General features: G+C 48.1%; 14 protein-coding genes. 7 read left to right on the top strand and 7 right to left on the bottom strand.

Annotation, left to right across the window (positions count from 1 at the left end; all coding sequences use genetic code 11):
- Window positions 1-200 precede the first annotated feature (200 nt).
- Complete coding sequence (locus DFR60_RS21175; RefSeq protein ID WP_243005138.1) at window positions 201-641, bottom strand: DUF4430 domain-containing protein; 441 nt, start codon at window positions 639-641, stop codon at window positions 201-203.
- Between the two features lie 194 nt (window positions 642-835).
- Between DFR60_RS21175 and DFR60_RS21170 the strand changes: the two genes are divergently transcribed.
- The 5 genes from DFR60_RS21170 (at window position 836) to DFR60_RS21150 (ending at window position 4,497) form a co-directional block, all read left to right on the top strand.
- Window positions 836-1,453, top strand: a complete 618-nt coding sequence (locus tag DFR60_RS21170; protein WP_110324667.1) for an SIR2 family NAD-dependent protein deacylase — start codon at window positions 836-838, stop codon at window positions 1,451-1,453.
- 70 nt (window positions 1,454-1,523) lie between these two features.
- A complete protein-coding gene (gene hisH, locus DFR60_RS21165; protein ID WP_110324666.1) occupies window positions 1,524-2,132 on the top strand; it encodes an imidazole glycerol phosphate synthase subunit HisH in 609 nt (202 codons plus the stop codon).
- A gap of 11 nt (window positions 2,133-2,143) precedes the next feature.
- The gene (gene hisF, locus DFR60_RS21160) at window positions 2,144-2,905 is read left to right on the top strand and encodes an imidazole glycerol phosphate synthase subunit HisF (RefSeq protein WP_110324665.1); all 762 of its coding nucleotides are present in this window, start codon (window positions 2,144-2,146) and stop codon (window positions 2,903-2,905) included.
- 61 nt (window positions 2,906-2,966) lie between these two features.
- Window positions 2,967-3,641: a uracil-DNA glycosylase gene (locus DFR60_RS21155; RefSeq protein WP_110324664.1), complete on the top strand. Its 675-nt coding sequence runs from the start codon at window positions 2,967-2,969 to the stop codon at window positions 3,639-3,641.
- Window positions 3,642-3,663: 22 nt separating this feature from the next.
- Window positions 3,664-4,497, top strand: coding sequence for an undecaprenyl-diphosphate phosphatase (locus DFR60_RS21150; protein WP_110324663.1), 834 nt, complete (start codon window positions 3,664-3,666; stop codon window positions 4,495-4,497).
- 94 nt (window positions 4,498-4,591) lie between these two features.
- Here the strand turns inward: DFR60_RS21150 and DFR60_RS21145 are convergent, their stop codons facing one another.
- The 6 genes from DFR60_RS21145 to DFR60_RS21120 form a co-directional block, all read right to left on the bottom strand.
- Entirely contained in the window at window positions 4,592-4,891 is a 300-nt protein-coding gene (locus DFR60_RS21145; protein ID WP_110324662.1) for a hypothetical protein, read from the bottom strand.
- 16 nt (window positions 4,892-4,907) lie between these two features.
- Window positions 4,908-6,296 (bottom strand): YeiH family protein, encoded by a 1,389-nt coding sequence (locus DFR60_RS21140; RefSeq protein WP_110324661.1) that lies wholly within the window; start codon window positions 6,294-6,296, stop codon window positions 4,908-4,910.
- 271 nt (window positions 6,297-6,567) lie between these two features.
- Window positions 6,568-8,658, bottom strand: coding sequence for a glycogen debranching protein (locus DFR60_RS21135; RefSeq protein WP_110324660.1), 2,091 nt, complete (start codon window positions 8,656-8,658; stop codon window positions 6,568-6,570).
- A gap of 21 nt (window positions 8,659-8,679) precedes the next feature.
- Entirely contained in the window at window positions 8,680-8,925 is a 246-nt protein-coding gene (locus DFR60_RS21130) for an HPr family phosphocarrier protein (RefSeq protein WP_110324659.1), read from the bottom strand.
- A 372-nt stretch (window positions 8,926-9,297) separates the two neighbouring features.
- A complete protein-coding gene (locus DFR60_RS21125; RefSeq protein ID WP_110324658.1) occupies window positions 9,298-10,545 on the bottom strand; it encodes an MFS transporter in 1,248 nt (415 codons plus the stop codon).
- 305 nt (window positions 10,546-10,850) lie between these two features.
- Window positions 10,851-11,879 carry a 3-deoxy-7-phosphoheptulonate synthase gene (locus DFR60_RS21120; RefSeq protein ID WP_110324657.1) on the bottom strand — a complete coding sequence of 343 codons (1,029 nt, stop codon included), beginning with the start codon at window positions 11,877-11,879 and terminating at the stop codon, window positions 10,851-10,853.
- A 188-nt stretch (window positions 11,880-12,067) separates the two neighbouring features.
- Between DFR60_RS21120 and DFR60_RS21115 the strand changes: the two genes are divergently transcribed.
- A complete protein-coding gene (locus DFR60_RS21115) occupies window positions 12,068-12,358 on the top strand; it encodes a hypothetical protein (protein ID WP_110324656.1) in 291 nt (96 codons plus the stop codon).
- 205 nt (window positions 12,359-12,563) lie between these two features.
- Complete coding sequence (locus tag DFR60_RS21110) at window positions 12,564-13,988, top strand: ATP-binding protein (RefSeq protein WP_110324655.1); 1,425 nt, start codon at window positions 12,564-12,566, stop codon at window positions 13,986-13,988.
- Window positions 13,989-14,082: the final 94 nt, after the last annotated feature.

Raw genomic sequence — 14,082 nt, 5'->3', positions numbered from 1 at the left:
TCGTTCAGGGGAAATGCCCACCTGTTTGAGCGCAGCGAGTTTGGGCATTTTCTCTGGCTTTTAGAAAAATCCTGCACGTTTAGAAGTGCTTATGCCCGAAACCGGAACAGGAAAGGCCGCATGAGCAAGCCGGGGCAGACCAGGAAGCTGAGATTGGTGCGGGACCACCCCACCTTTTGCCCAAAGAAACGGCGGCTCCATTACTGGTCCGCCGGTGTATATACAATACTGTAATTTTCGCCGTCTTTGATGGGCTGCATGCTGATACCGTAGTTGCAGGGTTCATGATCTAAAAGCAGCGCCCAGTAGGCTCCATCCTGTGTATAGTCCGCCCGCACTCCACCTACGGTAATCATCATGAGGCCGTATTCCTCGGTGGTGGTGCCTTCTATGGTCAGCTCCGGAATGTCATCCACCGCCTCCTTCAAGTACTGCGCCTCGGTAGTAACGTGATAGCTGTCCTCACTGCCATCCTTGTAAACCACATCGATGGTGATGGTTTTACTGCCAACCATGGGAACGGGCTTTGAAAAGTTATAGATAACCAGCAGCAGCGCCAGCACGGCCACAGCCACGCAGGCACCGAGAAACGGGGAGGGACGTTTCAGTCTCTTATGTCCTTGTTTGTCTGTAATCATCATTAAAGTCTTCTTTCTATACTAAGTTCTCATAGTATAGCATAAAAAGGCAGGGAAACTCAAGAAAATTTAGGGATACTGAGAAAATACTTTTCCCAATGCCCGGGGTGGTGTATAATGAGGGGCAGTTGGCCGCCGTCAATTGGCATGATAACGGGAACGGGGCGGCCGGACAAGAGATGAAACGGAGAGTCAAAATGGAAGAAAATCGGAATATCAGACAGGAAATTACAGAGTGTGAGAAATTATTGATCGGTCTGGGGGAAGAATGGAAGGCGGAGCTTGTCCCGGATATAGCCAATGTGTATGAGAAGCTGGCGGAGCTGACGGAGGGCAGGGACTTTTTTATCGTGACGACAGTGACGGATGCCCGGATCTTTGAGTCCGGGATCGATGCATCGAGAATTGTGGCTCCCTGCGGAAATGAAACGTGGCGCCAGTGTTCCCGCTCCTGCACGAAGGATATCTGGGAGCCGGGGGAGATTCCGGAGGATATATGCCCTCACTGCGGCGCGCCGCTGACGGGAAATACCATCAAGGCGGAAACTTATATTGAGGAAGGCTATCTGCCTCAGTGGAATAAGTATACAGCCTGGCTGGCCGGCACATTGAACAGGAGGCTGGTTATCCTGGAACTGGGGGTAGGATTTGCCGTGCCTACGGTGATCCGGTGGCCGTTTGAGAAGACAGCGGCGCTGAATAAGAAGGCTCATATGTACCGGATCCACGGGAAATTTGCACAGCTTTCCGCTGAAATGGGGGAAACGGCTGTGTCTGTCCCGATGAATTCCGTGGAGTACTTTAGAAATTTATAGGTTTTTGTTCGTTGTACAATCAGGGATCCTGTGATAAAATGTTGAAAAAAGGCGATACGAGGTGGCGGCCATGATAGCGATTATTGATTACGATGCCGGAAATTTAAGAAGTGTGGAAAAGGCACTGGATGCATTGGGAGAGCAGCCGGTTATCAGCCGGGATGAGAAGACGATTCTTTCCGCGGATCGGGTGATTCTGCCGGGAGTTGGTTCCTTTGGAGATGCCATGGGGAAGCTCCGTCAATACGGATTAGTGGATGTGATTCACCGCGTGACAGACCAGGGAACTCCGTTTTTAGGGATTTGTCTGGGACTGCAGCTTTTATTTGAGCGGAGCGGGGAGAGCGTTAGCGTTCCCGGACTGGGGATACTTCCGGGAGAGATTGTGAAGTTCCCGGATACACCGGGGCTCAAGGTTCCCCACATGGGATGGAACTGTCTGGACATCCGTCCGGAAGCAAAGCTTTTTAAAGGACTGGCTTCGGGGGAATATGTGTATTTTGTCCATTCATATTATTTAAAAGCGGAGAATGAAGGGGATGTGGCGGCGTCCTCCGTTTACGGTGTCCGTTTTCACGCTTCCGTGGAACACGGCAACATCTTTGCCTGTCAGTTCCACCCGGAAAAGAGCGGTACCACGGGATTAAAGATTCTGAAAAATTTCATTGAACTACAATAGGAGGTGGCCGGATGCTGACGAAAAGGATAATTCCATGTCTCGATGTACATAACGGACGCGTGGTGAAGGGCGTCAATTTCGTGAATTTAAAGGATGCCGGAGATCCGGTGGAGATCGCGGCCGCATACGATAAGGCCGGAGCGGATGAGCTTGTCTTTCTGGACATCACAGCTTCCTCAGACAACCGGAATACCGTGGTGGATATGGTGCGCCGCGTGGCGGAAACGGTTTTTATCCCATTTACCGTGGGCGGCGGAATTCGCACGGTAGATGATTTTAAACTGCTTCTGCGGGAGGGCGCAGATAAGATATCCATCAATTCCTCTGCCATCAACACACCGGAGCTGATCTCCGATGCGGCGGACAAATTCGGACGCCAGTGCGTGGTCGTCGCCATCGATGCCAGAAGGCGGGCCGACGGAAGCGGATGGAATGTATACAAAAACGGCGGCCGTATCGACACGGGGCTTGACGCCGTGGAGTGGGCCATGAAGGCCGACCGCATGGGCGCGGGGGAGATTCTCTTAACCAGCATGGACTGCGACGGCACAAAGGCCGGATATGACGATGAATTAAACGCCATGATCGCAGACTGCGTCTCCGTACCACTCATCGCGTCGGGCGGCGCCGGAACAAAAGAACATTTTTACAATGCCCTGACGACGGGAAAAGCAGACGCAGCGCTGGCGGCTTCCCTGTTCCATTATAAGGAAATGGAGATCATGGATCTGAAGCGCTATCTGGCGGACCGGGGACTGCCTGTGAGGTTATAGGGCAGAGGATTACGATACAGTCAAAAGTATACAGGACAATACGAAAGGAAATAACAGCAAAATGGGTGCGATCGATAATGACTGGCTGGAACCACTGAGTGTGGAGTTTAAGAAGCCATATTACAAGGAGCTTTATAAGAAGGTTAAGCAGGAGTATGAGACGAAAAGAGTCTTTCCGGAGGCGGATGATATCTTCAATGCGTTTCAGTTTACGCCCCTTTCCAAGGTAAAGGTGGTGATTCTGGGGCAGGACCCCTACCACAATTACGGGCAGGCCCACGGCCTCTGCTTCTCCGTAAAGCCGGATGTGGCTGTGCCTCCGTCGCTGGTGAACATTTATCAGGAGCTGCACGACGATCTGGGATGCGATATCCCCAATAACGGCTACTTAAAGAAGTGGGCGGATCAGGGCGTCATGCTGCTCAATACAGTGCTGACTGTCCGCGCTCATGCGGCTAACTCCCACCAGGGAATCGGATGGGAGACATTTACGGACGCGGCTATCAAAATCTTAAACGAGCAGGACCGGCCGATGGTATTCTTATTGTGGGGCCGACCGGCACAGAATAAGAAGAGTATGCTGACCAATCCGAAGCACCTGATTCTGGAGGCGCCGCATCCCAGTCCCCTTTCTGCGTTCCGGGGCTTTTTCGGAAGCAGGCATTTCAGCAAAACCAATGAATATTTAAAGGCCAACGGGCTGGAGCCCATAGACTGGCAGATTGAAAATATATAAGAATGGAGACGGAAAATAAGAGATGAGTATAATTGAGACATTAAAGGTAATCGTGCTTGGAATCGTGGAGGGATTTACCGAATGGCTCCCCATCAGCAGTACGGGCCATATGATACTGGTAGATGAAATCATCCATCTGAAGCAGCCGGAAGATTTTAAAAATATGTTTATGGTCGTGATCCAGCTGGGCGCGATTCTGGCGGTCGTGGTCATGTACTTCCACAAGCTGAATCCATTTTCACCGACGAAGAAACCCGCACAAAAGCGGGCCACACTGGAGCTGTGGTCCAAAATTATCCTCGCGTGTATCCCGGCGGCCATCATAGGACTTCTGATCGATGACATTATGGAAAAATACCTGATGAACGGTTATGTCGTTGCGGCCACCTTAATTATCTATGGCGTGCTGTTCATCGTCATAGAAAACGCGAATAAAAGCCGAAATTTTGAGATGCAGCGGGTGGGAGACATCTCCTACCAGACGGCGCTTTACATAGGCCTTTTCCAGCTCCTGTCCCTGATCCCCGGCACATCACGTTCCGGTTCCACCATCCTGGGCGCCATGATCCTTGGATGCTCCAGAAGTGCTGCCGCCGAGTTTTCCTTCTTTTTGGGAATCCCCGTTATGTTCGGCGCCAGCTTCTTAAAGATTGTAAAATACGGTCTCCATTTCACCGGCCCCCAGGTCTTCTATCTGATCCTCGGCATGGCAGTGGCTTTCATCGTCTCCGTATACGCAATCCGCTTCCTGATGGGCTACATCAGAAAACACGACTTTAAATTCTTCGGTTACTATAGAATCGTTCTTGGAGCCATCGTTTTAGTCTACTTTGGAATCACAGCGCTGATTGGTTAAACTGAAGGAAGACATCATAGGAGTCAGCAATAAAAAAGCGATAACTGCTTAATCGATGATTTTAAGCAGCTATCGCTTTTGCCTTATGGGGAGATCAGTCCTTCCATTTTTTATCAAGAAAGCACCAAAAACGGTACATTAAATATCCCCATGCAAAGAAGAGCACAACCAATATCGCCAGCGGTACGTGGTTGTCATACGCGTTTGTCAGAAAATATTTCTGCCAGCCGGGAATATCCGTATAATAGTACTGACCAGGTCCGAAATCTATGCCGGGAACCTGTCCCATATTGCGGCTCATCATATAGACTGATACGGCAATCGCAGCAATGAAAATAACAATACCAATGAAACCAATGGTCTTAAGCAGTTTCCCGTCTTTTTGTTTTTCCATGTCTGAGCCTTTCTGTTTAAATTGTTATATTTGGTATCGGGAACAGTCTTCCGCTCAACAGCAGCCAGGCGACGAGGAAGGTCAGCACCAGATTAAAAGTCTGCCCGACTATGTATAAGACAAACGGCTTTCCGCCCTGGAACTGCTCCGCCATTTCTTTAAAATTGGTTTCGAGCCCAATACAGGTAAAGGCCAGAGCAAAACACCACGTTTGAAACTCTTTTAAATTGTTTAAGATAGTGGCTGTGGCATCTACTCCGATCGTATTCTGGAATACAAAAGAGAAGAATAACGAAGCGCCTAAAAATCCAAGAATAAATTTTGGAAATCTGTGCCAGATCTCGGAAGCGCCTACAGTCTGTCCAGCGGTCTTATCGACTCTTGTTGTGAAGAAAACCGCCACAGCAAATGCAATAAATCCAATTAAAATATTCTGAATCATCTTGACGAGAGCGGCTACCTGGCCTGCCAGTTCTCCCATAGCGTTGCCTGCCAGGACGACGGCGCCGGTAGAATCAACAGTGCCTCCGATCCAAGCCCCGCCTACCATGGGATCCATGGCAACCAGTTTACAGAAAAGCGGCATGCATACCATCATGATAACGGTGAAAATGAGAGAGATGCCTACGGCAAAGGTAAGATCTGTCTTTTTTGCCTTGCAGGCTGCAGCTGTTGCGATAGCGGCTGAAGTTCCACAGACAGAAGTCGCTGCAGAGATGGTCATGACCATAGATTTATTTTTGATTTTCAGTCCCTTTGTTCCGAACATCCACATGAATATGATAACAATTGGTGTTACCAGCCATGCAATACCGAGTCCGTATAATCCAAATTTCTGTATGTTGGAAAAGAGAACGGAGGCCCCCATAAGAACCAACCCTGTCTTTATATAAAACTCTGTCTGAATAGCTGGCTTCAGCCATTTCGGAACAGTAAAAACATTAGAAATAAAGAGTCCGATGATCAGTGCCCAGAATGCATATTCCAGATATTTGCTGAAAATAACCTGGGAAGAAATCAGCCGGACGAGGGTGGTTAAGGCAAATATCCCGATAAATGCAATGAGATATTTTTTGATGTTTTTTCCCATCAGGTGATTGGACACTGCGAATATAACTGCCAATGCAGCCAGGGTCAGTAAAATTCCGGACCAGGTTTTTATACTGGTTGCACTGCCGTTAAAAAACTGAAGAATGGAACCGGTATCGGCGCTGCCCCATTTACCAAATTTGCCACCTTTAAAAACGTAACTTCCGGTAATGACACCAACGGATGCAACTGCAATAATTAAGAAAGCTCCCCAGATTGATAACCAGTCTTCTTTGTGAATCAGGTCAGTGATACTGAATTTGTCAGCGACTACGACATCATCCGCCGCCGTTTTTCTGGAACTGTTTGTCCCCATTGTGTTTCCTCCTGCATTTATTAAATTTTTGATATAAGTATAAAAATACTGTTAAAAAAATAACATGTTTAAATAGTATATTAAAAACAATAAGATTAATCAATGTATTTTTCCCCTAATATTTCTCGATTTTTTTGTTAATTATGTATATTGATTTATAGTTGACAAAAATAATACGCATTATTTGAAAATTTCTGTAAGCAGTTATGCCTGCAGTAAATTCAAATAATGCGTATTTGATTTCACAGGGTTACCGGACTTTTATTGAAGTTTACAAAGAAATTGCCTGTAAGATCATGAGGGACCGGGGGGCAGCCAATATAGAATAGCTGATCACCTCATTCCAGCCATCTAAGGTATCGGGAATGCTGCCGCTGCCCCGTCCGGTGTCTGCGAGAAGTTTCCAGAAAAATCCTTCTGGAAGATGCGGCAGGCCGATGGTGAGCGGTTCCCAGTAGGTATTGACGGCGAGGTAGATGATATCCTCGGTGCCGTCGTCGTGTTTCCCGGCGTACATGATGCCGATGTAGTGGGTATAGGCCGCTGTTTCATTCTTCCAGGCCTCTGTTCCGTGGACGCTGACAGGTGGAAATCCGGTGCTGGATGGAACTGTCTCCCTACGGATTACCGGATGATTCCTTCGAATGGCGATCATACGGCGGAAAAATGCATGGATTTCCCGGTTTTTCTCCAGCAGTGACCAGTCCAGCCAGGAGATGTGATTGTCCTGGCAGTAGGCATTGTTATTGCCGTACTGGGTGTTGCCGAATTCGTCGCCGGCGAAGAACATCGGAGTCCCGCGGCTGCACATTAAGACAGCGCAGGCGTTTTTGATCATGCGGAAACGGAGCGCCAGTATGTCCGGATCATCGGTCTCACCCTCGATACCGCAGTTCCAGCTGTTGTTGTTATCGTCTCCGTCTGTATTGTTCCAGCCGTTGGCCTCGTTGTGTTTTTCGTTGTAGCTGTAGAGATCATAGAGGGTAAAACCGTCGTGGCACGTCAGGAAGTTGACGGAGGAATTGAATCCCCGTGTGGCAGGCGGATAGAGATCCGGCGAGCCGGTGATTCTCTTAACAGCCGCGGCGGCAGTATTGTCGTCGCCCTTTAAAAAACGGCGCATATCATCCCGGTATTTGCCGTTCCACTCCGCCCAGCGGTTCCAGGAAGAGAAGGAGCCGACCTGGTACAGACCTCCCGCGTCCCAGGCCTCGGCGATCAGCTTCGCACTGGCGAGCACCGGATCATAGGATAAGGATTCCAGAAGGGGAGGCTTGTGAAGCGGCGTGCCATCCTCGCTTCGCCCGAGGATAGAAGCCAGATCAAACCGGAAACCGTCTACGTGGTAATGGATGGTCCAATACCGGAGACAGTCCAGAATCAGCTGCTGGACGATGGGATGGTTGCAGTTTAAGGTATTGCCGCAGCCGCTGAAATTATAGTAGAAGCCCTCGGGGGTCAGCATGTAGTAAATTTGGTTGTCAAAGCCCTTGAAGGAGAAGAATCCGCCCTTTTCATTGCCTTCTGCGGTGTGATTGAAGACGACGTCGAGATAGACCTCCATGCCGTGTTCTTTTATGGTGCGGATGAGTGTCTTCAGCTCCCGGCCCTCGTGGTTGTGCTCGCTTTTTGAGGCGTAGCTGGTGTTGGGAGCGAAGAAGCTGACGGGATTGTAGCCCCAGTAATCCAGCAGCATCTTCCCGTTCACGCTGCGCTGGTTGCGCATCTCGTCAAATTCAAAAATGGGCATCAGCTCGATGGCGTTGACGCCCAAGTCCTCCAGATAGGGAAGCTTTTCTATGATCCCCTGAAAGGTTCCGGGAGCGGTGACTCCGGAAGAGGCATCCCTTGTAAATCCCCTGACATGAAGCTCATAAATAATTAAATCCTCCATGGGAATCGGAGGATGGCAGCAGTCGTCCCAGTTGAAATTGTCTGAGACTACCCTCGCTTTATACCGAAAGCCGCTTTCCGGCTTGGAGCCCCATGTGCCCTGTCCGGTAACGGCTTTCGCATAAATGTCCAGAAGGTATTTGGTTTTGTCGAAGATAAGCCCTTTCTTTGGATCATACGGCCCATCAATGCTGAACGCATACTCCAAATCCCGGGTGTCTAAGCCGAACACGATGATGGAATAGACATTCCCGATCCGGTAACGGTCCGGGATGGGGATCTTCGCGTATGGTTCGCTTTCGTTATGGTGAAACAGCAGCAGCTCGCAGGACGCAGCTTCCTGTGAATGAAGCGTGAAACTGACTCCTCCAGGTATCAGACGCGCGCCGAATTCTTCGTACAATCCTGGTCTTACGGAAAAACCGGATATGGTGTCAAGCGGCCTGAAATCATCGGTGTACTGTGGCATATCGGTGTCCTTTCTGACAGATTAAGGCTGAAACAACATCTCAATCCGTCCTTCAGCGGCTTTCTCATCTTTGCCGTCAAAGTAAAATAGTAAATTTCTGTTCCGCGTTACCAGTCCTTTCTTCATCTCATCATAGTCTTTTACATTTACTCTCGATTTGCCATTATCGATATAGATGTCGCAGTCAAAACAATTGGCCGCCGTAATTAAAACAGCTATGGGGATGGGGGTATAACGCTGATAAATGTCAACTTGTTTCGTTCGCATATCCCAGCCTCCTTTTTATGGCGGGCGGATAATCCGTACGTCGGGTGACAAAACATTAAGATACTCTTCCAGAAAATGATTGGTGAACTGTGAAATATAGATAAATCAATCTATCTATATTCTACCATATATTTTAGTGCGATACAAGATTAAAGCAAAAAAATAAACAGTTTAATCGTGAAAATTTTGTGAAATATGTGTAAAAACTAAATGCTGGCTGCATGTATCCACTAAAACTGGGAATGTGCGGAAACCTTTCAGATAACAGCGCTGGTTATAATATCTGCAATAGGGCCAGGTCACACAGATATAATATGATCCATATGGTCCGGAGGTTCTGAGCAAGCGTGTAATCCCGGGACCTTAGAAATATTACTGCCCATCCCCAGCCTGTCCTTCCGCCTGTCGATCACAATTGCGCACGGCTGGTATTGCAAGACATAAAAACGACGCGATGAACACCAGCCATCCGGCGATAATAAACCATTTCTCAACGCCAAAGCGCTCCGCAAATACTCCAGAGACGGATAATCCGACCGGTCCGCTGATCAGCCGGATGCTTCCGGATAACGATAGAACGCGTCCCAGATATTTTGCTTCGAAGCTGCTTTGCAGCAGTGGTGTGTAGATTCCCCAATAAAACGGGCCGGACACGCCCATCAGCCAGGAGCAGAAGACGAATGCGGCAAAACCATGCTCAGGAAGAAGCCCGGATATAAATAAACTGAAGCTCATCAGCAGAAACGAACCGACAATGGTATAAATCCTGTTTTTCGTTCCGCCCCATTTCGATAGTATAAGAGAGCCGAACAACAGCCCGATCGAAAATACGACTTCGACGACGCTTGCATTTGTGCTGGTTCCATGAAAATAGGACATGCTCATCAGCGGGAACAACGCACTGGTCGGCATCAGCGCCAGGGTATACAGGGTGCTGATCAGAACCAGACCCAGCATGCCCTTATTCGTCTTCAGAATTAAGAAGCCCTCCATGGCCTCCCGCAGTACATGGACTTTTCCCCTGTTTTCCTCTTCCGGCAGTTTTGGTATCTCTGTAATAGCCAGTGTAAAGACCGCGGCCAATGCGCCCAGGACATCCAGAAAGATGATGCCGCTTAAACTCCAGGAGCTGTAGAATACGGCAGCCAGTACCGGGCTTAGTATCTGCGATACGGATTCTAAAGCCTGGGAATATCCGGCACAGCGGGTCAGCTGATCCTCCGGAACAATCTGCGGCGTAACGGCCTGAAGACACGGTGTGTGAAAGGCAGAACCGATGGAACGGAAAAACAGGACCACGAGAATCAGTTCGGTTGACAATGTCCCCGTCCAGCCAGCGATTACCATGACCAAACTGGCGGCGGAGATGAGCAGATCCGAGAGAATCATGATCCGTTTTCGGTTATACCGGTCTATGAACACCCCGATAAACGGCCCCAGGACACCCTGCGGTAAAAATCCCATCATCATAGCGGCTGTCAGGACGAGAGCCGAGCCGGTCTGGTCCGTTAAGTACCATACAATGGCAAACTGAAGGACGGCGCTTGAAAATTGGGAAAAAGCCTGCCCCGCCCATATCATAAAAAAATTCTGTTTCCAGTTTCTCTGTAATGCGTTCATATTATTTCCCCCAGCTGGTGATTAGAAATATAGTATACAATAAATGATGCGAAATTAGTAATATAATTTTGAATCGCTTGATAATCAGGGAAGGGCTTCCACCGTCAGGCAAAGGGCCTGGTGCTGGGTTCGGGATCAGAATGGTGTGATTGATGTGAAATACCGTGAATGAAAACGGTGAATGGATTGTAAATGGAGTCGTTCAGACAAAGTAAGGGCAAAGTAAAACAGCCGCGCACAGGATTAAAGACCATGTGTGTGGCTGTTCTATTATTTTTATACATTTTCCACAGCTTTGTAAAGCGCTATGCGTTTTCCGCAATCTCATAAAGCAGTCGTTCAGAATCTGCCCATCCGAGACAGGGATCGGTGATAGACTTCCCGTAGCAGTGCTCGCCGACTTTCTGGCTGCCTGGCTCTATGTAGCTTTCGATCATCAGGCCCTTGACCAGATCCTTGATCTGAGCCGCATGTCTTCTGCTGTGAAGAACTTCCTTGGCGATGCGGATCTGTTCCATGTATTTCTTGTTGGAATTGGAGTGGTTGGTATCCACGATACAGGCTGCGTTATCCAGGCTGCGCTTGGCGTAAAGTTCCTGAAGCAGAACCAGATCTTCAAAATGGTAGTTCGGAATGCACTGGCCGTGTTTGTTGACTGCGCCGCGGAGAATGGTATGAGCCAGCGGATTGCCGCCGCTCTTTACTTCCCAGCCGCGGTATGTAAAATCATGGCCCTGCTGTGCCGCTACGACGGAGTTCAGCATAACGGATAAGTCGCCGCTGGTCGGATTCTTCATGCCGACGGCCACGTCACAGCCGCTGGCGGTAAGACGGTGCTGCTGATTCTCTACGGAACGGGCTCCGATGGCCACGTAGGACATGATATCATCCAGATAAGTCATGTTCTCCGGATAGAGCATTTCATCGGCGGTGGGGAAGCCTGTCTCGGCAAATACGCGCATGTGCATCTTGCGGATGGCGATGAGTCCCTCGTGCATATCCGGTTTTTTCTCCGGGTCCGGCTGATGAAGCATTCCCTTGTATCCCTCGCCGGTGGTACGCGGCTTGTTGGTGTAGACACGCGGGATGATGATGAGACGGTCCGCGGTCTTCTCCTGAACTTTGATTAAGCGTTCTGCGTAGTCGCACACGGAATCTTCATTGTCCGCAGAGCACGGACCAATGATCACGAGAAATTTATCGCTTTTGCCGGTCAGAACATCGCTGACCTCCTGGTCCCTCTTTGCCTTCCGCTCTTTTAATTCAGCCGGAAGAGGGAAGCGCTCTTTGATTTCATCCGGGGTCGGAAGGTTGTTTACATATTGAAATCCCATGGTATCCTCCTGAAGATTAGATTCTTCTCTTTTGTTGTTGCCCATTATATACCAGAATACCGGAAAAATCTATACCTGACCGAAATTTTAGGAAATGTGTTCAAACAAGGGAATCCGGGTGTTCCTTTTTTTACAAAAATAGTGTATGATATGAGAAAAGATTTGAGAAAAGGGAATGGTGCGAGAGTATGGAACGATTCTGGACCTGGGGCGGTAAATACGTGGGAGTCAGACAGAAGGAGTATCTGGTGGCCTGTGACGGCACGGTGCTTGGGAAGTTTTTCGGCAGGGATATTTATGATCAGGACGGATATTATGTGGGAGAACTGGGAAAGGGCGGCCGGCTGATTAAGAACAGAACAAAGTCTGCTACACGCAGACCGACATTCAGCAGAGGCGTGAAGGGCACGATCCAGGCACCCCTGCGGGACTGCGCGCCTTATCCGTTAATCTATGGATTTGATGATTTTGAATTTTGATACGCCTGCACATCGCCTTATTTAACCTGGAATCATGGAGGTAAGGGATGTGCAGGCTTTTTATATAAGAAAGTATTTCTTATGCAATGGCTTGATATTTTTTGTTTTTTTATATATACTAATTGCATAATTAGTAATCATACAATTAGCTGATGAGATGACTGGCTAATGGAGCGGATATTAACAGATCAGGGAGGGCGGCCATATGTTTATTGGAAGAGAACGGGAACTGCAAAAGCTCAATTCTATGTATGCAGGCAATACTTTTGAATTTGCAGTTTTTTATGGCAGGAGGCGCGTAGGAAAAACTACTTTAATTACTGAATTTATAAAAAATAAGCATGCAATTTATTATATGGCATCTGAAGGCACTCAGAAGGAAAACCTGGCAGGACTGTCCAGAGCTGTATTGCAGGATAACCTGGGGATCGGTGTGGACACCGCTTTCAGGGATTTTTCAGCATTGCTGGATTATATTGATACAATTTGTAATGACAGGCAGTTGATTTTAGCGGTTGATGAGTATCCATACTTAGCAGCTTCCTGTCCTGCAATCTCTTCACTTATACAAAAGCACATCGATCAATGCTGGAAAAACAGCAGACTCTTCCTGATATTATGTGGTTCTTCGATGAGTTTTATGGAGTATCAGGTTTTGGGATATAAAAGCCCTCTATATGGCAGAAGGACTGCTCAGTTCAAAATCCATCCGTTTACTTATTTTGAATCGCGTGCCATGCTGGACGTATATCCGGCTGAGGAGCAGGCAGTCTTATATGGAGTTACAGGCGGAATCCCTGAATATTTATCTCGTCTGAACTTAAAAAAGTCAATGGATGAGAATATTGTTGAACTTTTTTTCCAGGAATCCGGCCGGCTTTTCGAGGAGCCGGTAAACCTGCTTAAGCAGGAGCTGAAGGAGCCGGCAACCTATCATTCTATGATATCTGCCATAGCCGGCGGGGCCAGCCGCTTAAATGAAATTGCTGTAAAAACCGGATTGGAAAGCAGCGGGTGCAGCAATCAAATGATGAACCTGATTTCTCTGGGGATTGTCCGCAAAGAGACGCCAGTCACCGAAGACGGCGCCGGCAGGAAGACGCTTTACAGGCTGGAGGACAACATGTTTCTTTTCTGGTACCGTTTTGTACGGCCCAATATCAGCAGTATTGTCAGAGGAAATGGTGAAGGCATCTATGAACATGTGGTTAAGCCGGAACTGAATGATTTTATGGGCCGTGTATTCGAAGAAATATGCCATCAGTATTTGTATTTACCAAATGTTTATTCTAAACTTCCGTGTTTTTTCGGTGAAATTGGCAGGTGGTGGGGAAATAACCCTAAAGAGAAAAAACAGGAGGAAATCGATATCATGGCAGTACAGGGAAATATAGCTCTGTTTGGCGAATGTAAATGGAGAAACACCAAAGTATCTCCCAATGTATTAGAAACCTTACTTAGGAGGAGCGAACTGTTTCACTATCAGGAGAAACAGTATGTGATTTTTTCAAAATCCGGTTTCGAGCAGGCGGTTATGAAGCAGGCAGCCATAGAACAGGCAAAAGGAAATGCAGTATGGCTGATTTCATTTGATGAAATGACGGGGAATGAAGGACAGGGAATGAACTGACGGTTCGTAAGAGAACCTTCAGTATTTCGTAGGAGATATGCTATAGATATCTGTCCGGTTCTATATTATAATGAATCCGCGTAAGTAGAACAGA

It is taken from the genome of Hungatella effluvii (assembly GCF_003201875.1).
Taxonomy (GTDB): domain Bacteria; phylum Bacillota; class Clostridia; order Lachnospirales; family Lachnospiraceae; genus Hungatella; species Hungatella effluvii.
This window is presented reverse-complemented; position numbering and strand designations above follow the sequence as displayed.

What these genes read in the sequence shown, in the direction of transcription:
- DFR60_RS21175 (WP_243005138.1), bottom strand. Translation starts at nt 641, where the DNA reads ATGATGATTACAGACAAACAAGGACATAAGAGACTGAAACGTCCCTCC.
- DFR60_RS21170 (WP_110324667.1), top strand. Translation starts at nt 836, where the DNA reads ATGGAAGAAAATCGGAATATCAGACAGGAAATTACAGAGTGTGAGAAA.
- hisH (WP_110324666.1), top strand. Translation starts at nt 1,524, where the DNA reads ATGATAGCGATTATTGATTACGATGCCGGAAATTTAAGAAGTGTGGAA.
- hisF (WP_110324665.1), top strand. Translation starts at nt 2,144, where the DNA reads ATGCTGACGAAAAGGATAATTCCATGTCTCGATGTACATAACGGACGC.
- DFR60_RS21155 (WP_110324664.1), top strand. Translation starts at nt 2,967, where the DNA reads ATGGGTGCGATCGATAATGACTGGCTGGAACCACTGAGTGTGGAGTTT.
- DFR60_RS21150 (WP_110324663.1), top strand. Translation starts at nt 3,664, where the DNA reads ATGAGTATAATTGAGACATTAAAGGTAATCGTGCTTGGAATCGTGGAG.
- DFR60_RS21145 (WP_110324662.1), bottom strand. Translation starts at nt 4,891, where the DNA reads ATGGAAAAACAAAAAGACGGGAAACTGCTTAAGACCATTGGTTTCATT.
- DFR60_RS21140 (WP_110324661.1), bottom strand. Translation starts at nt 6,296, where the DNA reads ATGGGGACAAACAGTTCCAGAAAAACGGCGGCGGATGATGTCGTAGTC.
- DFR60_RS21135 (WP_110324660.1), bottom strand. Translation starts at nt 8,658, where the DNA reads ATGCCACAGTACACCGATGATTTCAGGCCGCTTGACACCATATCCGGT.
- DFR60_RS21130 (WP_110324659.1), bottom strand. Translation starts at nt 8,925, where the DNA reads ATGCGAACGAAACAAGTTGACATTTATCAGCGTTATACCCCCATCCCC.
- DFR60_RS21125 (WP_110324658.1), bottom strand. Translation starts at nt 10,545, where the DNA reads ATGAACGCATTACAGAGAAACTGGAAACAGAATTTTTTTATGATATGG.
- DFR60_RS21120 (WP_110324657.1), bottom strand. Translation starts at nt 11,879, where the DNA reads ATGGGATTTCAATATGTAAACAACCTTCCGACCCCGGATGAAATCAAA.
- DFR60_RS21115 (WP_110324656.1), top strand. Translation starts at nt 12,068, where the DNA reads ATGGAACGATTCTGGACCTGGGGCGGTAAATACGTGGGAGTCAGACAG.
- DFR60_RS21110 (WP_110324655.1), top strand. Translation starts at nt 12,564, where the DNA reads ATGTTTATTGGAAGAGAACGGGAACTGCAAAAGCTCAATTCTATGTAT.